Consider the following 22,812-nt stretch of genomic DNA (forward strand, 5'->3'; position numbering starts at 1 on the left):
TCGCATGTTCATCGAACGGACTCGTCGCTGGCTCATCACCGCAGTCCTCGCCTGGCGGTCGGCGGTCATCCCGACCGCCTTCAGTCAGGCGATCGGCCTCCAAGGCGACGTCATCTGGGCATACCTACCCGTCACACTTTTTCTGGCCATCCTTAATGCAGTTCTAGCCCTTGCCGTATTCAAAGGCTGGCTACTGCCGGGCAAACGGTTCGTTTATGCCGATGCGTTCTTCACCGTGGCGCTGAACGTGTTCACCGTTGCGCTGATACCACCTCACACCTACCTCCTGAACTACCACGACACCTTCTGGCTCTATGGACTGGGCACCGTGGGCTTGGCCTCGCTGATCCTCGGCGTCCGGCCGGCATGCCTGGTCACCGCGGCAGGGTTCGTTCTGCAGGTATGGCTGGCCCTGAGCAACCACGCACCGCTTACCGGCCGCAACTGGCTGGTGATCGCGGTGAGAGACGGATGGCTGGCGAACGGGCTGGTCATGCCGGCGGTCATCGCACGGCACGCCTATGCCGGCGCCCGTGTTGCGGATACAGAAGGAAGGTGTGCCGGAGCCGCCGATGAGCGCTTGCGGCATTTGAGCACCATGCACGACACCGCACTGCAGACACTCTGCCAAATCGTCTGGCGCAGCAGCCCGGACACCTCGCCTCGACCGTCTCGGCTCAACGACATTCGCGCGCTCGCGACAGCAGGACTCGAAGCACTACATGACCAAGCCCGCCAGGAGCGGGTGGCCGATCTGGCAGATGCGCTGCACCGACTGGTCGAAGACTTCGGCCGTCGCGAGCTGCAGGTCACGCTGCTCAACTCCGCTCCCATCGCCGGTCTCAGCACGGGCCAGGTAAACAACCTGACCGGGGCGGTCCGCGAAGCCCTGACCAACACGTTGCGGCATGCCGGTGCCGCAACTTCCACCATCACCGTCACCGCTGCCGATGAGAACGTCGAAGTAACAGTCTGTGATGCTGGGCGGGGCTTTGATCCAGCGGCTCCGACCCGGGGATATGGAATCGAGAACTCGATCAGGCGACGAATCGCCGGTAACGGCGGCACCGTGGCAATACGATCAGTCCCCGGTCAGGGCACCGAGATCAAGTTGCGGGTCCCGGCATCGCACCACCCTGATTTCGACACCCTGACCAAACGATCCCTCGAATGGGCCGTGATCGCCGCACTCGCCTACCGCATCGTGCTGAGTCCCCTCCAGGCCCTCAGTGCCGTCGCCTACAACAAGCTCACCCTGCCCCTCACCTTCTGGGCAGCACTCGCCGCAGTGCTGGCAGCCGATCTCCTGGTACTCGTCGGCATCTCAGCAGGCCACCTCCAGGGACTACTCAAGTCCAGGCTGTACTTCCTCGGCGACGTCGCTGTCACAGCAGGGCTGAACATCTGGGCTGCATCGATCCTGCCCCGTGGAACCGAAGGCCTCCCTGGCCGCGAGCTGCTGTGGGGCTACGCCCTCGGCGTGGTCGTCTACTGGACGATCATTCGCGGCCCCGCAGTCGGCGCCGCACTCACCATCGCCGGCGGCGCCCTGCTGGCCGCGATGCTCGCCGCCAACGGCACCCGCCTCGAAGGCGTCTCCACCAGCCAAACCATGGGCAGGCAGGCCTATCTGACGCTGGCATTCTCCACAGCCTGGCTGCTGGTGTTCCTCGCCCGGCGCTCCTCAGCCCAGGCCGTCGAGCAGGGACATCGCACGGGAGAGACGGAGGAACGCCTACAGATCCTCACCACCGTCCACGACGCAGTCCTCGCCACCTTTACCCAGATCGTCGGCTGCTGCGACAACGACCAGGCCGCGAATCCATTGACCACTATCCGAGGCCTCGCCATGGCGCAGATCGGCACCATTGCCCAGGCCCTGGATCCTCATCCCCACAGCGGCAACGACCTCGTCGACCAACTCCACCGGCTCACCAACGAGTTCCGCAGGCTTGGCCTCCGGGTGGAACTCGTCATCACCGAACTCACCACGAGCCCCACCACTGACACCGTCGCCGCATTGATCGACGCCGCGCGAGCAGCACTGCTCAACACCTGGCAGCACGCAGACGTCACCCACGCCGTACTCCGGGCCGCCAGCACAGACGACACCACAGAAATCGTCATTCGCGACCACGGGCGAGGCTTTGACCCGGCAGCGACCCCACAAGGAACAGGCATCAAAACCTCAATCAGTCAGCGCATCACCCAAATCGGCGGCACCATCGACCTGTGGTCAATGCCCGGCCAAGGAACCAGGGTGCGGCTCCGCGTCAGAACATGACTCGCCGATCTCTCCACCGGAGCGGAGCTCTTGGAACTGGCCGCCAACCGGGGTTGAAGCGGCACATGCCGATGAAGTGCACGGTGAGCCGGGCCGCGCTCGCCGCCCGGTTGCCCCACTCGTGCTCCCGTCCCGCGGGGTCGGCTGATACTGGCTTGACGTGCCTTACGCGGTTTCGAAGGAGTAGTCGTGGCTCGTGACGGTCGACCCCGGCGAGCGCTCAGCCGGCCGGCGGTCTGGCTTTTCGGGCTGACTGTGCTGGTCGGAGCGATCGAGGGCCCGCCTCCCTCGCAGACCGAGAACGGCCTTCGCTTGAGCGGCATGTCATCAACGTCGCCCGTGCAGGACCGCGATCGAAGGAGGGTGCGGTTCGGGTCGTAACGGCGTTCACGCCGACTACGGGAACGAATAAGGTGTGGTTCCTTCTGAAGGAGGAGGCTGATCACGCGGTGAGGTCGTAGTCGTCCTGGCGGCGCGCGTGGTGAACACGGTGGTGTTCCTGGGCGAGGTGTTTGTGCCAGTAGGCGGGGAAGTGTCCGTTGGCGACTACTGTGCGGAGCTTCGGCACGGCTTCTACTCCTTCCAGTCCCCATCTGGCACCGCCAATGTCGAGCCGGTCGGCCACGATGTGACGGACGGCGCCCTCGACGGCGCCGGTGGCGGTCGGCCATCCCTTGTCCAGCGCCTGGTCGTAGCGTAGGAACGCGGCGTGGTTGGTCAGGTAGCGGATGCAGGCGTTGATCCCGCCCCGGTGGTGTTGGTCGAGCGTGGCGGCTTTGGTGTCGAGGGTGGCGATGACCTGGTCGGTGTTTCCGGCCAGCAGCGGCAGAGCATGGGCGGCGACCCAGTCCTCGGCCGCGCCATCGCCCGGCCGGTGCAGGTTCCATGCCCCAGCCCAGAGCTTTTCGATCACGTGGACGAAATCGATCACGATATGGATCGGTGCCTTGCGTCGGGCGGCCTCGGCGCGGATCAGGTCGAGCTGGTGCTGGGCTCCGTCGATCAGCACGATCCAGGTGCGGGCTTGGGTGGGATCGCGGGATTCGGCGTGGTCGAAGGCTTGGGCGATCACCTCGTCCGGTTCGGCGATAACCGAGCCGCTTAACCATTTCCTTCTGGCGTGCGGTCCGGGCCGCGGCCGCCTGGTCCCGTGCCGTCCACCGGGAACGGCGATCACGTCGTGGGGACGGCGGGGCGCCGGGATCGTGTCATAGACCGCCGCGAGAGTGGCCATACGCTTTCGGGCGGGCTTCTGCCCTGCGGCAAGGCGAGTGCGGACGGTGCGCGTCGCGCAGGCGGCGGCCTTGGTGGTGGCCGGGCGCAGAGCCTCGGGCCGCATCACGTGGGACGGGCGCCTCGAGGCTTGGGCATGGCGACCGTGAGACCGAGGAGGTCTAGGAGTTTCGCGGTAAGGACGAGGCGGCGGCCGGCGATCTTGATGATGGGGAGCTGGCCGCGCTTGGCGGCCTCGTAGGCGCATGACCTGGAGACCCCGAGAAGGCGGGCTGTCTCCGGGATGGTTAGCGTCGGGCGTTCGGCGGGGTCGGGGAGTGCCACGGGAGGATGATGGTTGCTGCGACGCGTCGGCACTTCGGCTCCTCCGGTCGGGCGAGGTCCTATGGTGATTCAGCCAAACTGGCCTCACACCTACCCAACATGTGGGAGCGGAGGTCGTTCGTCGGCGTCGGGTCGGCATGCAGGTGATCGTCGGTGTGGCCAATTGGGAACACGGGCGGTTCGGGGCGTCCGGGAGCGGTGCAGAACGTCTGCCTTGTCTGGCCTCCGGGGACTAGAATTGCCCAAGAACCAGTTCAACAGGCTTGTCGCGGTGGGTTCGAGTCCCGCCCGCCCTACCTGATCATCATCCACTGACCTGCGCGAACGCTCAGCGATCAGTGGCTTTTCAAGCGGCGGGCGTGGACCTCCTGGTCGAGGCGCCAGGTCCGCCCACCGTCGGATGACCGCTGGTTGCGCCAGTGGAAGGTGTCGGCGGTGATGTCGCCGAACGTCCAGCGGACGAGGTCGCTCCCGGCCGCGCGCTCCATGACGATCTCGTCGCCGATCCGCCGGGCGAACATGTGCAGCAGGTCGCCGCGGGCGGTGCCGTGGAAGGTGAACCGCCACAGCTGGAGGCGCGGGTCCCAGATCCGCACGCACAGGCCGCACTCCTGGTCGGGGGTGCGGCCCGTGGCGGGCACGTCCTCGCGGCCGGGCCAGCGCCAGACGTCCAGGACGGCCCGGCCCTCCAGGGCGTAGCCGAACTCCCATTCGCCGCTGATCGTGCGGGACGGCGAGCCGTCGGCCGGGTGGTAGGTGATCCGGGTCGTCCACTGCCCGGCGAGGCGTCCGAACTGCTCGATCTCGGTCGGGTGGTGGGCACTGGGACCGTCGGAAAGCAGCGTCTTCATGCGTGCGCCTCCCGGGACGCGAGCGGGGACAGGACCGAGCCGAGGAGGCCGACGGCGCGGGCGGCGTCCACCGCGTCCGGGTCGGGGACGGCGATGTCGAGCCCGACCACTCGTCCGGTGCCGACCAGTTCGGTGAGTTGTGCGGGGTCGTGGGCCAGGAACGCATCGAGGTCGAGATGGAGCCAGAGGCGGTCCCGGCGGACGGCGGCGTCGCTGCTGTGGAACACGTCGTCGGTGGCGATCAGCGTTCCCGCCCCTGGCCAGTGGCTGAGCAGTAGTTCGCCCCGGCCCGTGGCGAGGGCCAGTGCCATGCCGTCGGCCGAAGCCAAGGACGTGCCGGACGCCCGGACGTCCTGGTGCGTGGCGAGGTGGACCAGACCGCAGCGGCCGGCGTGTCGCGCGCCGAGCAGCGATCCCAGCAGGACGCTGCGATCACCGCCCAGGACGACCGGGAACCGCAGGGCCGCGAGCGCCGACCGGACGGCGGCGCCGAGCCGGAGCGCGTGCTCGCGGAGCGTCACCCCGTTGCGGATGCGGGTGGCCGGTTGCGGGTCGAACTCGTACGGCGGACGTTCCAGTTCCACCGTCCGCTCCGGGCGGAGCCGTTCCTCCAGTCCCGCCGACAGCAGTGCTCGCGGTCCGCGCCATGCCTCGGGCTCGCGTCCCGGTGCCGGAGGCGCCTGGCCGAGGTTCCAGGGGGCAGCGATGAGCTCGACGGCGGCAGCCAAGGCCGCCTCCTTTCAGCGGGAAGCAATCCAACCGGATAACATCAGTACATCGGTTGGACGGGTCGGCGCAAAACGGCGCGCGCGAGCAGGAAGGCGGTCACGCGTGACGGAAACCATCCAGGCGCATGCCTTCAGGCCTCGTGACCTGGTCGGCGGGCACGTCGTCATCGATCTGCTGAACACGGTGACGGCCCGCAACGCCGATCCGGTCGACCGGCTCGACGGCTACCCGCGCCTGCTGGAGTGGGCCGCCCTCACCGAGCACTTCGATCCCGACGCGCTCGTCGCCCTGGAACGGCTCGCCGAGGCCGACCCCGCCGGCGCCGCGCGAGCCCTGGATCGCACCCGCGAGCTGCGGGAAGATCTGCACGATCTCGTCACGGCCCTCGTCCGCCAGGACGATCCGGCCCCCGCGGAGGCCGTCCGCCGCGTCGAGAGGCGATGGAAGCACGCCGCCGCCGGCGCGCACCTGACCGTCCGGGAGAACACGGCGGAGTTGCAGATCGACGTCGCGACCTCGGGGCTCGACTACCTCGGCCACAGGCTCGTCCTGGAGGCGTTCGACCTGCTGCGGTCGCTGCCGCCGGAACGCACGCGCGTCTGCCCCGGAGTTCGTTGCGGCTGGGTGTTCATCGACAGCTCCCGAGGCGGACGCCGCCGCTGGTGCGACATGGCCACCTGCGGGAACTCCGCCAAGGGTCGAACCCACTACCAGCGCAAACGCCAGTCGACGGCGCTCGTGAAGCCTGAGTGAGAAGGGCTTCGGCGATCTGCGTCCGGGCGTAGCGCTGGGGGGCGGCTTTAGGCTCCTGTCGTGACTGACAGGGAAACCATGGAAGAGACGCCGGCGGCGAGGGCCGACCGCTTTCGTGCGGAGGCCGCCGCACGGGGGTTTTCGTCCGCCGAGGTGGAGGCGTACATACGCACCGCTCGTCCGGCCATCTATCTTGCGTCGGACGGCCCCGGCCCGGTCGTGGCGCTGACCGGCGGGGACCCGCTTTTGCCGGACGGCGCCCCCGCGCCGGCGGCGGCGTTCGTCGCGGCCGTCGACTGCGCGGCCCTGCCGCCCGGGGTGACGGACCTGCCGCTGCCCACCGAGGGCCGGCTGCTGTTCTTCGCCGACCCGGATCCGGGGAGCGGGGCGGTAGCCGCCGACGCCGTCCGGTACGTGCCGGCCGGGACGCCTTTGTCGGAGCGTCCGGTCGACCCGGACGACGGTCCGGGCACCTACCGCCGGGCGCGCCTGGACTTCTGCTTCCACCAGTGGTCGTGGCCGTGGCGCGAGGAGGACGACGACGAGGAGTCGGAGCAGGCGGCCGAGCTGGAGTCCGCCTGGTCGCATGTGGTCGGCTGGCGTCCTCACTGGCGCTTCCAGCTCGGCGGCGAGCCGGTCGTGTTCAACTGGGACCCGGTCGAGGTGGCCCGGGACGAGGTGCCGCTGCCGGCCGCGGGCGGCGACGAGTGGACGCTGCTGGCCACCTGGCGCGGCGAGGACGACTGCGAAGAGCTGGAAGCGGGCCTGTTCCACTGGGTGATCCGCCGCGCCGACCTGGCCGCTCTCCGCTTCGACCGGGTGTACGTCTACGTCGACGCCTTCTGAGACCGAGGCGTCCGAGTTGGCCGCGTCGGCGCTGAGAGCGGCGGCGGTCGCGGGCGGCGTGCCTTTCGGCGGTCGCGGGTGGCGTGCCTTTCGGCGGGCGCGGCGAGGTGGGCGTCGCCGCGGCCGTCGCGTAGGCGGATGTGCTCGCGGTGTCGTCAGGCGGGGACGGCCCGGGCCTCGGCGAGCAGCGCGTCGAGGACGTGCAGCGCCCGCCATGCCCGGGTCATCCCGAACAGCGCCGAGAACCGCACGACGGCCCGGAGGTCGTCCGGTGTCGCGCCGGCGCCGAGCGCGCGCGTCGTGTGCGCGCGGAAGCTCTCCTGGAGGGTCTGGTACAGCACGTCCACGGTCATCGTGGCGAACGCGCGCTCCCGCACGCTGAGCATCTCCATCCCGCCCCGCATCCGGGACTGCAGCTCCATGTACTCGGCGAAGCCCCCGTCCAGGTCGCGGACGGCCTGGAGCATCGGCGAGGGAAGCGGGCTTCCCGTCCCGTCGGCGTTCACCTCGTGCCCCGCGCCGGTCGGGGCCGCGCCGAGCTCCCGCTCGACCTCGACGAGCCGGTCGAGGGCGGCGGCCGCCGCCGGGTAGCCGCTGTCGTAGGAGATGAAGCGGAGAAGTTCGCGCACGTCGTCGGGGGAGGCGCCGTTCTCGTAGGCGAGCCTCACGTGCCGTTCGAACGGGGACCCGAGGGTCTGCTCGCACACGTCGGCGACGAGGCACAGCAGCGCCTTCTCCCGCCGGGACAGCTCCGGCAGCCCGTCCCAGAGCAGGCGGTCGGTCGCGTCGGCCATCTCGGCGAACACCGGGTCCTGGATCTGCGGTCCCATCGCTCGTCCTTCCTAGGTGAACAGCTGTAGTGCTACGACTGTAGGGCAACAGGCGCGCCCCTACAATGGGCGGCCATGGAGAAGATCTCGGCGTCCCGGGGCCGCAACCCGCGCGGCCAGGGGGCGCGCCTGAGGGAGGACATCCTCGCCGTCACCCTCCGCCTGCTGGACGAGCTGGGCGACGACCAGGCGCTGTCGCTGCGCGCGGTGTCGCGCGAGCTCGGCATCGCGGCGACGTCGGTCTACATCCACTTCGCCGACCGGGACCGGCTCGTCCTCGCGACGCTGGAACGCGCGCACCACGACCTCATGCGCGCCGTCGACCAGGCGGAGGAGGAGCAGGCGGGCCCGGTCGCCAAGCTCCGCGCGCGGGTGCTCCTGCTCGGGCGGTGGGTCCGGCGGCATCCCGGCCTCTACAAGGTCATGCACGAGAGCACGCTCAACCAGCGCGAGTCGATGGCGTTCAAGCGGGCCCTGGCCGAGGGCACCACCGCCGCCGTCCAGCGCTGCATGGACGCAGGCCTGGCGCCGTCCGGCGACGCGGCCGAGGTCTCCCTGGACCTGCGCTCCGCCGTCCACGGCGCCATCTCCATGCGCGTCAACCAGCCGGACCACCCGTGGCCGCCGTTCGAGGACCAGGTCGACCGCTTCCTCGCCAAGCTCGTGGGCGTCACGCCCGGCGACTGACCACACCGAAGCACCGCCGTGGCGGCCTCGGACTTCTGCCCCTGACTCCGCTGCTTCGATGAGGAGATGGACGCTTCCGCGTCCTGAGAACCTCTCCCTCCCGGGTTGCGGGTGTCGTTACCGGACGGGCTCGGTCAGCTCGTCCAGGTCGGCGGGGGCGTAGCGGTCGGCGAAGGTGAACGCGCGCGGGGACGGCCCGTCCGCGCGCAGCAGTTCGAGGCGCTCGACGGCCTCCGCGATGGTCGGAACGTCTCCCGCGGGGACCCACCAGAGCACCGAGTGCGCCGCGGCGGGCCGGGTGAACCACTCGCGGCGGCGGCGCAGCAGCTCGAGGTGCCCGCTGCGGTACGCGAACTCCCACAGGGCCTCGACCGACTCCCACATCGAGAAGTTGACGATGACGTCCTCGCCGGCCGGGCGCAGTCCGGTGGCGTCGTTCGAGCCCTCCTCCACCAGCCGCCAGACGAAGCCGGGGGCGGCGTCGGCGAGCGCGTTGATCGGGTCCAGCAGCGCGACGAAGTCGGCGGTGCGCGGGTCGTCCAGGGGGAAGCGGAGGGTGGCCACGTTCAACTGGGCAAGGTGGAAGCCGGTCATGCCGTCACCCCACCACGCCCCTCGCTTCTATGTCAATGATTGTTGGTTTTAGAAGGTTCCAGGACGACGCAGCACCGTCCCGGCCGCGCGTCCATCCGCGCCCGCAGCCCGTCCACGCCCTCCAGCACCCCTTCGAGCAGAGCGAGGTTCATCCCGCACACCAGCGGGGGGAACCGCTCCGCCAGCACGTGGAACGGGCAGTTCATCAGCCGGACGACGCCGTCCTCCCCGGCCGACGGCGCGTACCCGCGGCGTTCCAGCGCCTCGCGCACCGCCGGCACATCTCGCGGCTCGGGGATCTGCACCGCGCGCCCGGCGCGGCGGGCCGCCGTCCGCACCTCGTCGTCGAGGCCGGCCGCCTCGGCCGCCTCCGCCAGCACCCCCGCCGCGGTCGGGTAGTCGCGCGGCGGCACCGAGACCACCAGCTCGGCCGCCACCGGCCGGTACACCTTCGCCGGACGTCCCGCCCCGGGCCCGGCCCGTCCCGTCAGGCGCCGCGTCCCCACCTCCAGCAGCCCCACGGCGACGAGCTTGTCCAGATGGAACGCGGCCAGCGTCCGCTGGACCCCGGCCGCCTCCGCCGCCTCGTCCCGCCCGACCTCGCGGCCCTGCGCCGCCACGTACTCGTACAAGCGGCGGCGCACCGGATCCCGGAGCGCGGCGACCGCCTCGATGTCCTCCACGTCCGCGAGTCTAGGGACCCCACCGACCCCGGCCGGTCACCGGAAACCGCACGAGAGACACGAGGGCGTGGCGAGCGCGTGGACGACGATCCTGCGTGGTTCGACGTTGGCTTCCAGGAAGTCCACCGCGCCGGATTCCTGGACGACCTGGCGGCCGGAACGCGGGGGCGGCGTCTACCACCAGTGCAGAGGCTCACCTTGTTCGTCGTAGACGTTGCCGAAGGACCAGCCGCTTCCCGTGGCCTGCGACCACGCGTCCATGACCGCCTCGACGCGGGGAAAGCCGACCCGGGCCGCCACGGTGACGACCACGAACCGCTGGTGAGGCGGGAACTCGACCAGCCCGCCCTCCGCGGCGAACGCTTCCCGCAACGCGTCGATCTGGTCCATGCGGAACGGGCCGCGCTCGGCGAACGACTGGATGGCCAGGTTCCCGCCCCGCTCGATGACCGACACCCGGCCGTCCCGATCGACCTCGACGACGTCTCCAGCGGCGCATCCATCGACCAGCGCGGGAGTCGCCTCCAGGCGGTAGCGCCCGTCGGAGACGCGCACCACGGGCACCGGTTCACGGACCGGCGGCCCCGAAGCGCTCTCGGCCAAGAGGTTGAGGTGATGGTGGCCTCGCCCGTCCGTCGTCACTGGGCGATTTTATCGATCAACGAAGCCGTCATGGCCCGGTGATGCACGGGTGCCTGGGTCAGGCTGTGCGGTCCGGGGAAGGGGGAACCTGTCCCGGGCCGCGCCCGCCGTTTTCCTTTCGACCACGGAGAAGAGCCTTGACCGACATCCAGAAACCGATGCCCGCCGTCGCCTACCGCAAGAGCCTGCCGGTGGACGACGAGGAGAGCCTCATCGACGTCGAGCTGCCCGTCCCGCGGCCGGGGCCGCACGACCTGCTCGTGCGCGTCGAGGCCGTCGCCGTCAACCCCGTGGACTTCAAGGTCCGCCAGAACACCGACCCGCACGGCGAGCCCAAGGTGCTGGGCTGGGACGCCGCGGGCACCGTCGTCGCGACCGGGGACCGGGTGGCGCTCTTCGAGGTCGGCGACGAGGTCTACTACGCCGGCGCGATCGACCGGCCCGGCGCCGACTCCCGCTTCCACGCCGTCGACGAGCGCGTCGTCGCCCGCAAGCCCGCCACCCTCTCCTTCGCCGAGGCCGCCGCGCTGCCGTTGACCTCGCTGACCGCGTGGGAGGGGCTGTTCGAGCAGTTGGGGCTGCGCCATGCGCCGTTCGACCAGACCGGGGCCCTGCTGGTGACCGCCGCCGCCGGGGGCGTCGGCGCGATGGTGACGCAGCTGATCCTCACCCGGATGGCCCGGCTCGTGGACCGCGGCGTCCTCACCACCACCGCCACCCGCGACCTCGGCGCCATCAACGCCGCACACCTCCGCGAAGCCCATCGCATCCTCGAATCGGGCACCGCCATCGGAAAGATCACCCTCACCGGCTTCTGACCACCCGCGACCGCGTGGCCCGCACGCGGCTCGACGCGGGTGACCCCGGAGGCCGGCCTGAGGGAGAGGCGTCGCCGCACACGCCGCGACCCGCGTTCGCGGTGCACATGCCGGGTTTGCTGTCGCGGTGGACCAGCGCGGGCGTTGCAGCCGGGCGGATCGCGACAGTGGGTCCGCGGCGCGAGGTGATCTCGATCCGTGTCTTCCGCGCCGCCCCCATCGTGCCGGTGTCAGGTCCGGCTGGTGACGGCCCGGGAGGTCACCGACCGGGACTGGTAGCCGCCGTCCTCGACGGCCTGGACGATCTGGTCCCGAACGGGGCGGGGCCGGGTCGGCAGGAGCGCGGTCAGGTCGGTGCCGTCGGCCTGGAGGTATCCGGCGTTGAGGTTGGAGAACAGCGAGAGCGTGTGGGTGATCTGGTAGGGCTCCAGGCCGCTGCCGGCCAGTGCCTCGCGCGCGGTGGACAGGGAGATCGGCTGGTAGCCGACCGGACGGTCCAGCGCGTCGCTCAGCACCTCGGCGATGTCCTGACCACCGATCGCCTCGACACCCTCCAGTTCGTAGGTCCTGCCCGCGTGGCGGCTGCCGCGGCCGGCGGCGAGGTCGTGCTGGATCTCCGCCGCGACCCGGACGGCGACCTCCGCCAGGTCCTGCTTCGCCACGACGGACACCCGTCCCGCGCCGAACGCGGCGGCGAAGACGCCGGTCTCGGCGGCCGACGAGGCGGCGGCCGCGGCCAACCCGACCGGAACCTCGGCGTAGAGGCCGTTGCGCAGGATCGTCACATCGAACGAGGCCCCGGCGAGTCGCGCTTCGGTCCAGCGGTGCGGCAGCGCGATCGTCAACAGGTCGCCCGAACCCGCCAGGCTGGTGTAGACGACATGCCGGACGCTCGCGGCCTCCGCCGCGTCCACCACGGCGCCGTGGCGGGCGAGCACGACGTCGTCCTCGGCGTATCCGGCCGAGACGAACACCAGGACGTCCACGCCCCGGAAGCCGTCGCTGAGCGACGCCGGGTCGTCGAAGTCGATCCGGCGTGCGGTCATCCCGTCACCCGAGCGGGTGCCGCCGACCACGTCCAGGCCGTCCTCGCCGGAGAGGCCGCGGAAGATCAGGCCGCCGAGCCCGCCGGAGATGCCGGTGACGAGAATCATTTGACGCTCCTTGATGTTGGTGCAGGGTGGAACGCGACCGATCATCCGCGCCGGACTGCGGCACCGTAAGGAGGCACTCTCGTGTCAGTCACGAACAGGGCGGTAATCCCACAGGTCAACGGCCCTGTTCCCACCGGACCATGTGGCGATGACGACTGCGGGATACGCGATGTGCTCGACCGGCTCGGTGATCGGTGGACCGTGCTCGTCCTGGTCGAGCTGTCCAAGGGGGTGCGCCGCTTCCGGGAGCTGGAAAGGGCGATCCCGGGAATCTCGCAGCGGATGCTCACGCTGACGACGAAACGGCTGTGCCGTGACGGGCTGGTCGAACGGACCGTCTATCCGACCATCCCGCCGCAGACCGACTACCGGCTCACTCCGACAGGTAGGAGCCTGGCGGACATGGTGTCCGCCTTGGCCGACTGGTCCCGCGACCACATGGACGCCATCGCCGCCGCCCGCAGCCGCTGGGACCAAGAGCACGCTTAGACCCCGGACAGGTCACTGGCCACACCCGCTCGGCCTGCGAGGACGCTGAGTACAGGAATCGGCGGTAGCCCTCTGGCGGGGCGGGGGGAGGAGCGCAGAAACGAAGTGCCACGCTGCGTAGCCTCGGCTCGGCGCCGCTCATCCAGGTCGGGAGGTCTTGGACCGCGCGCGCAGCAGGCGTCCTGTGCCCCCGCTGCTGCTGGACGGATCGGACGGCCGTCGCGGCGGGCTCGGGGCGAGGACGACCGGCCCCAGTCATCCGCGAACTCCTCACCTCCCGGCACCAGCGAGGCGCCGCTCGCTGGTGGCAGTGGGCTCCCCGCGCTGCGGCCGGCCAGGTTCGGCTGGGAATGTGTCGTCGCCTGCCTCGAAACCGCCGTCAGTTTGGTGCTGGCGGTGGCTTTTCGGTGGTGCCGGGTGTGGTGAGGGGTGTGAGGCGGGTCGCGGCCAGGACGGTGGGGAACACCGGGATGCGGCGGGTCAGGCCGGTGATCGACAGTTTGCGCTGGAGCCGGGTGTTGGCGGCGGCCAGCGCCAGGGTGCCACCGTGGGTGTCGGCGCGGCGCATCGCCTGGACGAACACCGCCAGGCCGTTGGCGTCGGCGAAGTGCAGGCCGGACAGGTCCAGGATGAGGTGCGCGCCGACGGTGTTCGTCTGGGCGTGTCGGCAGGCGTGGTCGGCGATGGGGTGGGTGAGGCGGTCCAGCTCGCCGTGCAACGCGATCACGGTGAACGCGCCGAGCGTGCTGGTCCGGGCGCTCAGCAGCTCCCCGACCGGTTTCCTTCCCGCAGGCAGTGCGGGCGGCCCCGCGGTCCGGTGCTCGGCGGGTGACGCGGTCGGTTGCTGTGGGGGCGATGCGCCGGCGGCGGTGGTGTCCGTCCGGTCGGGATGGGCGCCGTCCGCGTCCCCACGGGCCGGGAGCGGAGCGGCGTCACCCGGATCGGCGGGAGTCTGATCGGCGGTTGGAAGGGGTGTGGTGGCGTCCATGACGGCGGTCATCGCGTCGATCAGTTCGGGGTGCAGCCAGCTCGCGACGCCGGTCAGGCCGCCGGCCTCCAGGACTCGGGCGACCCGGCCGCGCGCTCCGGCCACCGCGTAGGCCACGCCCAGCTCCTGGGCGGCGTTGGCGGCGGTGACCAGCGAGGAGATTCCGGCGGCGTCCAGGAACCGCAACCCGGCCAGGTCCACCACCAGCGCCACCGGACCGATGCCGCGGCCCTGCGACCCGCGCGCGGCGCTCTCCCGGGCGGCCTGGTCGACGAGCAGGATGAGCCGGCGGGTCAGCCGACGGGAGTTGGACGCGTCGACCTCACCGGCCAGGGCGACCAGCAGATGCCGGCCCCGGCGGGAGACCTGCCAGTCCAGCGGCGCGCCCGCGCCACGCACATACGACACCGCACACCTTGCCCCTCGGTCCGGGACGCGATGACACGCCGGTGAATCCGAGCCCGGTCCTGGTCCCACCGGCTGCACGAGGCAGTGAACAACGACGGACGAATGTCACCTGAAATAGTTTTCGGTAGTCTGGCTTCAGGTTAGCGGCCGCGGCTCCGGTGCCAACTCAGGTCACCAAACCGTGGCCGTTTAGGGAGGTGGGCCCGATCACGGCAACCCCATCCGGCGAACGCGTGCCCGCCGACGCAGAGCGCGGACTCGACGGTGCAGCGCGCGGGTCCGGCAGTGCGGACCAAGTCTCCGTTGATGGACAGGGCAAGCCCTGGACGTTCCTGACCAACCACGCCCGGGTGCTGGTCCACATCGCCCGCAACCCGCACGCCCGGGTCCGCGACGTCGCCGTGGACGTCGGCATCACCGAACGCACCGCGCAGAGCATCCTCAACGACCTGGAAAAGGCCGCCTACCTCACCCGCGTGCGAGTCGGGCGCCGCAACCACTACACCATCCACCCCGACCGTCCCTTCCGCCACCCGACCGAGGCCCGGCAGAGCATCGCCGGCCTCATCGAACTGCTCACCGACCCGCAGCCCCCGCCGGACCCTCCGGACGCGTCGTCAGACGAGCCCGACCCCACCGTCCCGAACCCGACCTGAACCCCCCTCGCAGAGCGGGACGACCCGCGCGACGAAGCACCATCGGTGATCAGCATCGCGCGGACCGCGACGAACGGGCCGTCCAGCACGACCTTGCGCGGCGCCTCCTGGAGGCCGTCCCCACACGACGTCAGAGGGACGGGCGCTTGGAGGATGCGCGGCCACCGACCGCCGCGCCTTCTCTGCGTGGTGTCTTTTAGCTGGGGCGCGGCGTCGGACCACACACGGGCCGCTCGTCTTTGGGGGCGCGGCGCCGGGCGCGTAGACGCCGCACCGAGCGGTCAGCGTGCCCTGTTGGTCATGTGGGGCTGAGTGTGTTCTTTCGCGTGGGGGACGATGTGGTCTTGGGCGTCGAGGTGCCAGGGGGTTCCGTCGCGGGTGGTGCCGGCGATTCCGGGGAGGTTGTGGCGTCTGACGAGGTCGAGCGTCCGGTCGTCGGAGACCGCGCCCGCGAGGAGCGTGCGCGCCGGGCTCCAGGTGGTGGACCACAGGAGGCGCCTGGTCATCTGCGCCCAGCCGAGGGGCGGGCCGAGCATGATCCACAGGTCGGCCGGGGCGGCGGCGAACCGGGTGGCCTGGCGGAGCCATGAGGCGGCCGTCTCGGGCCAGGTGAGCTTCAACGCGATGTCGCCTCCGGCCGACTCCCAGGCTCCGGCGACGGTTCGGGCGGCGGCGAGGGCGAGCGGGGGCCGGCCCGAGCCGATCGCGAGTGTCCGCGCGCCCCGGGCGCGGGCCAGCGCGACGAGCGTCGCCACCTCGGCGTCGGTGATCGGGCATTCCGCCGGCGATGCCGCGTGTGCGCGCAGGAGCGGGCTGCTCAGTGCGTCCATGGTTCCCCTCGTTCCCGGGCGCTCTTCCACGCCTGGTAGCGGTCCTTGCAGCAGACTCCGCAAGGCCGGTAGCCGGCCGCGAGCGCGGTCGCCTCGTCGGCGAAGAACACGCGATTGGCCACATACCCGCCGCGTGCGATCGCACGGAGCGCCGACGGGCAGTCGAGGCGCCCGTAGATCTTCTCCGCGCGGTTGCCGCCCCAGGCGCCCCTGACGGGTGACGCCTCGGGACGGCCGTCCGCGCCGGTGAGGATGTAGCTCTTCGCGGTGTTCACGCCGCGTCGTGGAAGACGAGGGCGAGCGTGTGCCGCTCGCCCGAACGGATCGCGGAGACGCCGTGCCGGACGGGCGCGGCCGACCAGCCCCGAGCCGACTTCACCGGACGATCGCGCGTGGTGAAGACGTAGCCGTGCCCGTGCGGCAGGAGCGTCGCCGTGCCGCGGGACTGGGCGCGGGGCCGCTGTTCCACCAGCAAGAACTCGCCGCCCGTGTGGTCCACACCCGGCTCGTTCAGGTTGACGACGACCTGGAGCGGGAACACGAGGTCGCCGTAGAGATCGCGGTGGAGCGCGTTCCAGTCTCCCTCGCCGTACTTCAGCAGGATCGCCGTCGACTTGGTCTGGCCGGCCTCGTGGCACATGTGCAGCCACTCGTCCAGGGTGTCAGGCCAGGGCGCCGGCCGGCCGAGCCTCGTCCACCAGTCCCGGGCGATCGGCAGCAGCCGGGGGTAGAGCGCCTGCTTCAGCCGCTCGACCGGTTCCGGGTAGGGCGCCCGGAAGTACCGGTACTGGCCCTCGCCGAAACGGTGGCGGCCCATGTCGACGGTGCTGCGGAACATCTCGTCGCGCTCGTACAGGTCGCGGAGCTCGGCGGTCTCCTCGGACGTCAGGAGCCGGGGGAGGAGCGCTCCTCCGTACTCGTCGAGCTCGGCGGCCACCGCCGGCCAGTCGGCCGACTCGACGCGGGCGAGCCAGGGATCGGCCGACCGGATCGTCTCGGCCCTCATGCCGCCGCCTCCAGTTCGAGCAGGGTCGTCTTGGCCTGGAGTCCGCCGATGTAGCCGCCGAGGGATCCGTCGGTGCGGAGCACGCGGTGGCAGGGGACGACGACCGGGAGGGGATTGGTCGCGCAGGCCGTCCCGACGGCGCGAACCGCCTTCGGGCTGCCGACCATCTCGGCCATCTCCTTGTAGCTGCGCGTCTGGCCGTAGCCGATGTCCGGCAGGCGCTTCTGGACGAGCTGCCGGAACCCGCGCGACAGCGACAGGTCCAACGGCAGGTCGAAGCGCTGCCGGCGGCGCTCGAAGTACTCCTCCAGCTCGCGGGCCGCGGCGTCCAGGCGCTTCGGGGCCCGCAGGACGCGCGGGCTGATCGTCTCCGAGAGCGCCTGGAGGACGCGGTCGTGGCCCTCGACCTCGTAGGCGACCCGGACGAGTCCTCTCGGGGTGGCCGCGAGCAGCAGTTCTCCTACCGGACTGTCCACGGTCGTGTAGGCCACGTCGAGCAGGTCCTCCGCCTGGGCGGCGGCTTCGAGCCGTCGGTGCAGCATCGCCAGCTTCTCCGCGCCGATGGGCGCCGAGAGGGCCTTGAGGAGGTCGTCGCCTTGCGTGTCGCTCATGATCGTGCCCCTTTCGCGATCGCGCCCGGATAGTTCTTCCTGAGGTTCTTGAGGCCGTCCGCCGAGGCACGTCTGGTGGCCTCGACCGTGCCGCCGAGCACCGCCGCGATCTCCGCGTACGACATTCCGGCGAGGTAGCGGAAGGTGATCGCCTGCCGCTGCTTCTCGGGGAGGTCGCCGACCAGGGCCCACACCTCCGCGCCGTCCGCCTCAAGGGCCGGCGCCTCCGGGAGTTCCGGCACCGGCAGCGGGTTCCGCCGGGCGGCGCGGTGGACGTCGATCGCCTTGCGGCGCGCGATCGTCACCAGCCACGCCTCGACGTTCGCGGTCTCCGGCAGGTCCGGATACGCGCGGAGCGCGGCGAGGAAGGTCTCCGACCACGCGTCGTCCGCGTCGTGCACTCCGACCAGCGCGCGGCAGACCCGCAGAACGGTGCCTCCGTGCTGGACGACCACTGCCTCGAAGGGTTGCTTCATCTTCATCCCGTTGACTACGGCGACGGCGCGTCCTTCACGCGATTCCACTAGAACAGTCGTCCCGCGCTCACCGGGGCGGGCTCCTCCAACTCCAGCAGGGCCCGCTTCCGCTCCAGCCCGCCGGCATACCCCGTGAGCTTGCCGTTCGCGCCGAGAACCCGGTGGCACGGCACGAAGACGCACAGCGGATTCGCGGCGACCGCCTGGCCCACGCGGTAGGCGAGCGCCTTGTCGCCGAGCCGTTCCGCGATCGCGCCGTAGGTCGTGGTCTCGCCGAACGGCACTTCCGCGACGACGCTCCACACGGAGTGCTGGAAGGCGTCGCCGTCCGCGTCCAACGGAAGGTCGAACGCGCGGCGTCCACCGGACAGGTACTCCCCGAGCTGCGTCGCCGCGTCGCCGAGCAGCGCGTCATGCTCGACGGCGACCCGCTCACCGAAGCTCTCTCGGGCGGGCCTGCGGAGGTGGCGCGGGAAGTAGAGACCGGTGATCATGTTGCCGCTCGCGACGAGCGTGATCTGTCCGAGCGTTGTCTCCACCAGCGCGTGGCGTACGTTCATCCCTGTTCCCCCTCGGTCTCCGCCTGGAAGACGCCCCGGAGGCCGAGAACGTGAGATGTGTCCCCGCTCACACTCGCGTCGCGTCGATCGCCGGAGGGCCTGGCGCGGGCGGCACGGGCCGCCTCGTCAGTGGTGAGGCTTTTGCCTGCGTTTGTGGCCTTTGGCTTTTCGACCGCGTGAGACGCGGCCCTGCCGGGGTACGGGGGAGGGGCGGCGGGAGCCAGGGGGAGGAGTGATGGTTCGTAAGAAGGTCGAAGGCAACGAACAGCAGCGCCGGGCGGCGGCACGGGAGGCGCACCGGGCCGGCGAGGCGCCCAGCGCCCGCAAGCAGACCACCGGGGCGTCCAAACAGCGCAGCCACCTGACCGGGCGGAACTCGCTGACGCACGAGGAGAAGGTGACCTCGCCGCATCGGGGCAAGCAGCAGTGGGAGGCCGGTCAGGCCGACGGGACCCGTCCGGCCGCCCCAGAGGAGACCCGGACCTTCCACGGACGCGGCCGGCCCGGCTACTCCGAGCGGCATGAGCGGGTGTTCCAGGCCGTGGCGGACGCCGAGGCGGAGCACGATGGTCAGGGCGTCGATCTCGACGAGACGGCACGGCGGGTCGGGCTGCCCAAGGACGAGACCCGCACGCTGCTGCACGACCTGATGACGGTCCACGGGCTGGTGACGGAGCTCGCCGGCGCGGACGACCCGGACCTCGGCCCGAGATACGAGGTAAAACCCCGCATGTGAAGCACCCGTCCGATCCGGCGCCCCAGCCTGCGGGCCGCGGCGAAAGCCTCATCCTTTCATCAGGCCACGCATTGATGCTCTGGGGCGAAAAGCGCACAAGTACTGAGCACCCTCAGGACGGGGTGGGACACTGGATCCATGACCTCTGAGTCGCTTGCGTTCACAGGGGACGCGCGCGAGGTGTTGGAAAAGTTTCGCCGAGCGGCCATCAGCCAGTCGGTGGATGAGATGAACCGGGTGTACGCGCCCGACGCGGTGCATGAATTCCCCTTCACACGACCGGGAGTGCCGCCTCGTCTCGAAGGGCGCGAGGCGATCGTGACGTTCATGGCGGCGAGCTGGAGCGCGGGCCCGCTGAAATACGAGCGCTACCGCACTCTCGCGGTCCACGACACCGGCGACCCGAACACGATCGTCGTCGAGCAGGAGGCCTTGGGCACGAGCTCGACGATCGGGGCGTTCGCTCTGCCCAACATCGTCGTCCTGACCGTCCGCGAAGGGCAGATCGTTCACCTACGGGACTACGTCAACATCGTGGCCGCCGCCGCAGCGCGAGGCGTGACCTTGGAGGTCTGAAGCCGGTCAGGAAACACCGTGCGAGTTTCCCCAGGAATCGTGCGCCACCCACTGCTGGAAACCGTGCGGCTGTGGAACGTCACCCTTCCCGCGGATCTGCTCGCCGCCGCCTGCGCTGTGGCCGGGCGTGCGGTTTCTGGTCAGTGGACGCGTGCGGCTACGCGCTGGATGGCTTGGACGGCGATGGCGGGCTGGTCCACGTAAATGTAGTGCTGGCTGTTCGTGGCGGTGCTCAGCGTGCTCCGGCTGGAGACCTTGAGCCACTTGTGCTGCCCAGCCGACCAATCCCGCTCAAGGCGAGGACCGTACGTGGGAACGGCCGCGAGGTACTTCTTTCCATGCTGGATCACCTCCACCGGAATGTTCCCCGCTGAGCGGACTTCTCCGTCGGTGAGGGTGAGCATTTCCGGGTTGTTCCCCTGGCTGACCGCCAAGCTCTGCGCGCGCAGTTCGGAGGCGGGGCCGGTCGCGGACTGGGGGATCGCCTTCTTCATGTCGGCGACCGAGGTCGGGGAGGTCGCGTCCATCAGGACCAGCCCCTTGACCTTGTCCTGGTGGTCGGGAGCGTACCTCGCGGCGATCATCCCGCCGAGCGAGTGCCCGGCCAGGACGACCGACCGGCCGCGGGCGATCCGGTTGAGCACCGCGGTCAGGACCTTTCCCACATCGGAGACGGTCTGCGGGCCGCTCGGCTTCTCGCTCTTGCCCTCGCCCAGCCGGTCGTAGACGCAGACCCAGTTCTTCTCGCCCAGGGTCTTCTGAAGCGCGGACATCTTGTCCAGACCGTCGCCGAGGCCGGGCAGCAGAACGATGACCGGCTTGCCTTTCGTCGCGTCACCCGTACAGGACACGTTGACCGACCGACCCATGACTTCGATTTTCTTGGTGCCCACGAGAAGGCCGTCCTTGAGCGAGTCGGAGTCGTCCTCGCAAGCGGTGAGACCTGCACCGGCCATCGCGCAGCAGGCGGCGATCACAGCGCTTCTCTTGAATATGCGGTTCACGAGGTCCTCCAGCGAAGAATTGTGCCGACGGGAATGGCGCGATCAAGTGGAGGACGCTATCGACCGGACCAACCGTCGATCATCACCGCACGGTGGACATTCTCGGTAGCTCGGACGGGGGACAGGGCCAGGCGGCGCACGGTCGGACGTCATGCCCTCGCCTGGGGCGGTGGTCGCCGCGCCCCAGCCGGCTGCCTGGACGCGGTCGCGAACGCCCGGCTTGGTGAGGGCGGGGGTGGGCGGAGGTGGCGACGGAGCGGGGAAGTGCCGCCGGACGGCGTGACCAGCAGCTTCTCCAAGGAGGCGTATCTGAGCATCGTCGATCAAACGATCAAAAAACGATCATTTGATCGAAATGTGTTGACTTGATCGTTTGATCGTCTTAATTTTCGGTCGCCCGCACATGAAGGACGGCCCCATGAGGATCCGATCGATCGTCAAGCAGCTCTCCGTCTCACGAGCGAACCGCGGGTTCGCCGCGGCCCTCGCCGCACTCGCGGCCACGGCCTTCACCGCAGCACCGGCCACGGCCTTCACGGCAGCACCGGCGACGGCCTTCACGGCAGCACCGGCGACGGCGGCCGGCGGCACCGTCTACCTGGACTGCTCGCGCTCCACCAACGGCAACGGCTCCCAGACCAGCCCTTACAACAACCTGGCCGCCGTCAACGCCCTGACCTTCCAGCCCGGCGACACCCTGGCCCTCGCCTCCGGCACCACCTGCACCGGCACGCTGGCCCCGAAGGGGAGCGGCACCGCCGACGCGCCCATCAGCATCGCGCCCTACGGCAGCGGCGCCGCGCCGGTCATCAACGGCAACGGCGCCGAGAACGCGCTCAGCCTCACCGACCAGGACAACTGGACGATCGGCGCGATCAAGCTCACCAACCCGGCGAGCGCCCTCGCCCAGCGCGAAGGGCTGCTGATCCAGGCCACCGACGGCCGCGTCCACAGCGGCTACGACATCGACGGCCTGATCGTCGACGACGTCGCCGGCCAGACGAACAAGGCGACCCAGGCCGCGCAGTTCTCCAACTCCGCCTGCATCCGCACCGGCGCGGTCAACGCCGGCTCGGTCCTGAACGACGTCCACGTCCACGACACCCGCGTCAGCAACTGCGGCGGAGGCGGGATCAAGGTCCGCGTCGGCTCGGCCGGCGCCCGGGGCTCCGGCGTGCTGATCGAGCACAACACCGTCAGCGCGGTCGGCGGCGACGGCATCATCGCCTCCTACGCCGAGGCGCCGATGATCCAGTACAACACCGCTGCCGGGCTCGGCACCGGCGCCCACCCCTGGACGGGCGGCAACTTCGCCGGCATCTGGGTGCTCGGGGACCACGACCCGACCATGCAGCACAACGTGGTGTACGGCAGCATCATGTCCGCCTACGACAGCGAGGCGTTCGACTGCGACTGGGGCAACACCGGCACCTGCCTGGTGCAGTACAACTACACGCACGACAACGCCGGCGGGATCTTCCTGAACTGCGACGGCTGCGGCACCTCCGGCGCGCCCACCGAGGTCGTCCGCTACAACGTCTTCCAGCAGGACTGCCGCATGATCAGCAACGGGAACGCGGCGAAGTTGCTGTTCTACAACAACGTCGTCTACTGCCCCGGCAAGAAGCTCGACATCCACGTGCCGACCACCAGCACGCTGGAGAACAACATCTGGACCGGCACCTCCGACTCGACCCTGCCCACCGGGACGGGCGTCTCCTGGCTGTGGAACGTCTTCCAGGGCGTCCCGCGCCCGACCGCCAACGGCATCGTCGGCGACCCCCAGTTCGTCGACCCCGGCACCGGCGGCGACACCCTCACCTCCGTCGACGGCTACAAGCTCAGGTCCACCTCGCCCGCCCTGAACAACGGCGGCGTGGTGAGCGGCAACGGCGGCCGGGACTACTGGGGCAACCCCGTCTCCTCCACCGCCAAGCCCCACCGCGGCGCCTACAACGGCCCCGGCCTCTAACCGCACCTCCGTCCGGCCTCCCGCACTCCATGTAACGAAATCCACCGCCCGCCCGCTCGTCCCCAACGAGAA

At 70.3% G+C, this 22,812-nt stretch carries 27 protein-coding genes; 10 read left to right on the plus strand and 17 right to left on the minus strand.

All coding sequences use genetic code 11. The features are described from left to right. Positions 1–4: 4 nt before the first annotated feature. A complete protein-coding gene (locus ACFPCY_RS04970) occupies positions 5–2,284 on the plus strand; it encodes a sensor histidine kinase (RefSeq protein WP_378252338.1) in 2,280 nt (759 codons plus the stop codon). Positions 2,285–2,726: 442 nt separating this feature from the next. Here the strand turns inward: ACFPCY_RS04970 and ACFPCY_RS04975 are convergent, their stop codons facing one another. From ACFPCY_RS04975 to ACFPCY_RS04990, 4 genes are all read right to left on the minus strand, one after another. Then, on the minus strand, positions 2,727–3,626 hold the full coding sequence (locus tag ACFPCY_RS04975; protein WP_378252339.1) for a hypothetical protein: 900 nt from the start codon (positions 3,624–3,626) through the stop codon (positions 2,727–2,729). Next, entirely contained in the window at positions 3,623–3,841 is a 219-nt protein-coding gene (locus tag ACFPCY_RS04980; protein ID WP_378252340.1) for a helix-turn-helix domain-containing protein, read from the minus strand. Before ACFPCY_RS04980 ends, ACFPCY_RS04975 begins: the two co-directional genes overlap by 4 nt. Before the next feature lie 335 nt (positions 3,842–4,176). Further along, on the minus strand, positions 4,177–4,692 hold the full coding sequence (locus ACFPCY_RS04985) for a hypothetical protein (protein ID WP_378252341.1): 516 nt from the start codon (positions 4,690–4,692) through the stop codon (positions 4,177–4,179). Beyond that, positions 4,689–5,420, minus strand: coding sequence for an arginase family protein (locus tag ACFPCY_RS04990; RefSeq protein WP_378252342.1), 732 nt, complete (start codon positions 5,418–5,420; stop codon positions 4,689–4,691). The genes ACFPCY_RS04985 and ACFPCY_RS04990 overlap by 4 nt, the downstream gene beginning before the upstream one ends. A gap of 103 nt (positions 5,421–5,523) precedes the next feature. Here ACFPCY_RS04990 and ACFPCY_RS04995 point away from each other — a divergent pair, with 103 nt between their 5' ends. Both ACFPCY_RS04995 and ACFPCY_RS05000 read left to right on the plus strand, forming a co-directional pair. Beyond that, entirely contained in the window at positions 5,524–6,174 is a 651-nt protein-coding gene (locus tag ACFPCY_RS04995) for a CGNR zinc finger domain-containing protein (protein ID WP_378252343.1), read from the plus strand. A gap of 60 nt (positions 6,175–6,234) precedes the next feature. Further along, positions 6,235–7,020, plus strand: coding sequence for a DUF1963 domain-containing protein (locus ACFPCY_RS05000; protein WP_378252344.1), 786 nt, complete (start codon positions 6,235–6,237; stop codon positions 7,018–7,020). A gap of 155 nt (positions 7,021–7,175) precedes the next feature. On the opposite strand, the gene ACFPCY_RS05005 is transcribed toward ACFPCY_RS05000, so the two are convergent. Continuing rightward, positions 7,176–7,850, minus strand: coding sequence for a carboxymuconolactone decarboxylase family protein (locus ACFPCY_RS05005; protein WP_378252345.1), 675 nt, complete (start codon positions 7,848–7,850; stop codon positions 7,176–7,178). A gap of 75 nt (positions 7,851–7,925) precedes the next feature. Here ACFPCY_RS05005 and ACFPCY_RS05010 point away from each other — a divergent pair, with 75 nt between their 5' ends. Then, entirely contained in the window at positions 7,926–8,537 is a 612-nt protein-coding gene (locus ACFPCY_RS05010; protein WP_378252346.1) for a TetR/AcrR family transcriptional regulator, read from the plus strand. Between the two features lie 117 nt (positions 8,538–8,654). Here ACFPCY_RS05010 and ACFPCY_RS05015 read toward each other — a convergent pair whose 3' ends face one another. The 3 genes from ACFPCY_RS05015 to ACFPCY_RS05025 form a co-directional block, all read right to left on the minus strand. Then, positions 8,655–9,131, minus strand: coding sequence for a DUF3291 domain-containing protein (locus ACFPCY_RS05015; RefSeq protein WP_378252347.1), 477 nt, complete (start codon positions 9,129–9,131; stop codon positions 8,655–8,657). A 32-nt stretch (positions 9,132–9,163) separates the two neighbouring features. Beyond that, positions 9,164–9,814 carry a helix-turn-helix transcriptional regulator gene (locus tag ACFPCY_RS05020; RefSeq protein ID WP_378252348.1) on the minus strand — a complete coding sequence of 217 codons (651 nt, stop codon included), beginning with the start codon at positions 9,812–9,814 and terminating at the stop codon, positions 9,164–9,166. 174 nt (positions 9,815–9,988) lie between these two features. Continuing rightward, positions 9,989–10,456, minus strand: coding sequence for a DUF4265 domain-containing protein (locus ACFPCY_RS05025; protein WP_378252349.1), 468 nt, complete (start codon positions 10,454–10,456; stop codon positions 9,989–9,991). Positions 10,457–10,593: 137 nt separating this feature from the next. Here ACFPCY_RS05025 and ACFPCY_RS05030 point away from each other — a divergent pair, with 137 nt between their 5' ends. After that, the gene (locus tag ACFPCY_RS05030; protein WP_378252350.1) at positions 10,594–11,274 is read left to right on the plus strand and encodes an alcohol dehydrogenase catalytic domain-containing protein; all 681 of its coding nucleotides are present in this window, start codon (positions 10,594–10,596) and stop codon (positions 11,272–11,274) included. Positions 11,275–11,504: 230 nt separating this feature from the next. Here ACFPCY_RS05030 and ACFPCY_RS05035 read toward each other — a convergent pair whose 3' ends face one another. Next, the gene (locus tag ACFPCY_RS05035; protein ID WP_378252351.1) at positions 11,505–12,428 is read right to left on the minus strand and encodes an NAD(P)H-binding protein; all 924 of its coding nucleotides are present in this window, start codon (positions 12,426–12,428) and stop codon (positions 11,505–11,507) included. Positions 12,429–12,599: 171 nt separating this feature from the next. Here ACFPCY_RS05035 and ACFPCY_RS05040 point away from each other — a divergent pair, with 171 nt between their 5' ends. Beyond that, positions 12,600–12,917 carry a winged helix-turn-helix transcriptional regulator gene (locus ACFPCY_RS05040; protein WP_378252352.1) on the plus strand — a complete coding sequence of 106 codons (318 nt, stop codon included), beginning with the start codon at positions 12,600–12,602 and terminating at the stop codon, positions 12,915–12,917. A gap of 379 nt (positions 12,918–13,296) precedes the next feature. On the opposite strand, the gene ACFPCY_RS05045 is transcribed toward ACFPCY_RS05040, so the two are convergent. Next, positions 13,297–14,313 (minus strand): STAS domain-containing protein, encoded by a 1,017-nt coding sequence (locus tag ACFPCY_RS05045; RefSeq protein ID WP_378252353.1) that lies wholly within the window; start codon positions 14,311–14,313, stop codon positions 13,297–13,299. Between the two features lie 233 nt (positions 14,314–14,546). Here ACFPCY_RS05045 and ACFPCY_RS05050 point away from each other — a divergent pair, with 233 nt between their 5' ends. Beyond that, positions 14,547–14,969, plus strand: coding sequence for a helix-turn-helix transcriptional regulator (locus ACFPCY_RS05050; protein ID WP_378252354.1), 423 nt, complete (start codon positions 14,547–14,549; stop codon positions 14,967–14,969). A 281-nt stretch (positions 14,970–15,250) separates the two neighbouring features. Here ACFPCY_RS05050 and ACFPCY_RS05055 read toward each other — a convergent pair whose 3' ends face one another. Genes ACFPCY_RS05055 through ACFPCY_RS05080 form a run of 6 tightly spaced genes read right to left on the minus strand, consistent with a single transcriptional unit; the run spans position 15,251 to position 18,452 of the window. After that, positions 15,251–15,799, minus strand: a complete 549-nt coding sequence (locus tag ACFPCY_RS05055; RefSeq protein WP_378252355.1) for a type 1 periplasmic-binding domain-containing protein — start codon at positions 15,797–15,799, stop codon at positions 15,251–15,253. Continuing rightward, complete coding sequence (locus ACFPCY_RS05060; RefSeq protein WP_378252356.1) at positions 15,787–16,074, minus strand: Ada metal-binding domain-containing protein; 288 nt, start codon at positions 16,072–16,074, stop codon at positions 15,787–15,789. Before ACFPCY_RS05060 ends, ACFPCY_RS05055 begins: the two co-directional genes overlap by 13 nt. After that, positions 16,071–16,805: a 2OG-Fe(II) oxygenase gene (locus tag ACFPCY_RS05065; protein WP_378252357.1), complete on the minus strand. Its 735-nt coding sequence runs from the start codon at positions 16,803–16,805 to the stop codon at positions 16,071–16,073. The genes ACFPCY_RS05060 and ACFPCY_RS05065 overlap by 4 nt, the downstream gene beginning before the upstream one ends. Next, the gene (locus ACFPCY_RS05070) at positions 16,802–17,416 is read right to left on the minus strand and encodes a methylated-DNA--[protein]-cysteine S-methyltransferase (protein WP_378252358.1); all 615 of its coding nucleotides are present in this window, start codon (positions 17,414–17,416) and stop codon (positions 16,802–16,804) included. Before ACFPCY_RS05070 ends, ACFPCY_RS05065 begins: the two co-directional genes overlap by 4 nt. Then, complete coding sequence (locus ACFPCY_RS05075) at positions 17,413–17,892, minus strand: RNA polymerase sigma factor (RefSeq protein WP_378252359.1); 480 nt, start codon at positions 17,890–17,892, stop codon at positions 17,413–17,415. The genes ACFPCY_RS05070 and ACFPCY_RS05075 overlap by 4 nt, the downstream gene beginning before the upstream one ends. 47 nt (positions 17,893–17,939) lie before the next feature. Continuing rightward, positions 17,940–18,452: a methylated-DNA--[protein]-cysteine S-methyltransferase gene (locus ACFPCY_RS05080; protein WP_378252360.1), complete on the minus strand. Its 513-nt coding sequence runs from the start codon at positions 18,450–18,452 to the stop codon at positions 17,940–17,942. A 235-nt stretch (positions 18,453–18,687) separates the two neighbouring features. Between ACFPCY_RS05080 and ACFPCY_RS05085 the strand changes: the two genes are divergently transcribed. Next, complete coding sequence (locus ACFPCY_RS05085) at positions 18,688–19,188, plus strand: hypothetical protein (protein ID WP_378252361.1); 501 nt, start codon at positions 18,688–18,690, stop codon at positions 19,186–19,188. 138 nt (positions 19,189–19,326) lie between these two features. Next, a complete protein-coding gene (locus tag ACFPCY_RS05090) occupies positions 19,327–19,764 on the plus strand; it encodes a nuclear transport factor 2 family protein (protein ID WP_378252362.1) in 438 nt (145 codons plus the stop codon). A gap of 140 nt (positions 19,765–19,904) precedes the next feature. Here the strand turns inward: ACFPCY_RS05090 and ACFPCY_RS05095 are convergent, their stop codons facing one another. Beyond that, a complete protein-coding gene (locus ACFPCY_RS05095; RefSeq protein WP_378252363.1) occupies positions 19,905–20,633 on the minus strand; it encodes an alpha/beta fold hydrolase in 729 nt (242 codons plus the stop codon). A 553-nt stretch (positions 20,634–21,186) separates the two neighbouring features. Here ACFPCY_RS05095 and ACFPCY_RS05100 point away from each other — a divergent pair. Then, entirely contained in the window at positions 21,187–22,740 is a 1,554-nt protein-coding gene (locus tag ACFPCY_RS05100) for a right-handed parallel beta-helix repeat-containing protein (RefSeq protein ID WP_378252364.1), read from the plus strand. The last annotated feature ends 72 nt before the right edge of the window (positions 22,741–22,812 follow it).

Origin of the sequence: Actinomadura gamaensis, from assembly GCF_042652125.1 — a bacterium.
GTDB lineage: Bacteria > Actinomycetota > Actinomycetes > Streptosporangiales > Streptosporangiaceae > Spirillospora > Spirillospora gamaensis.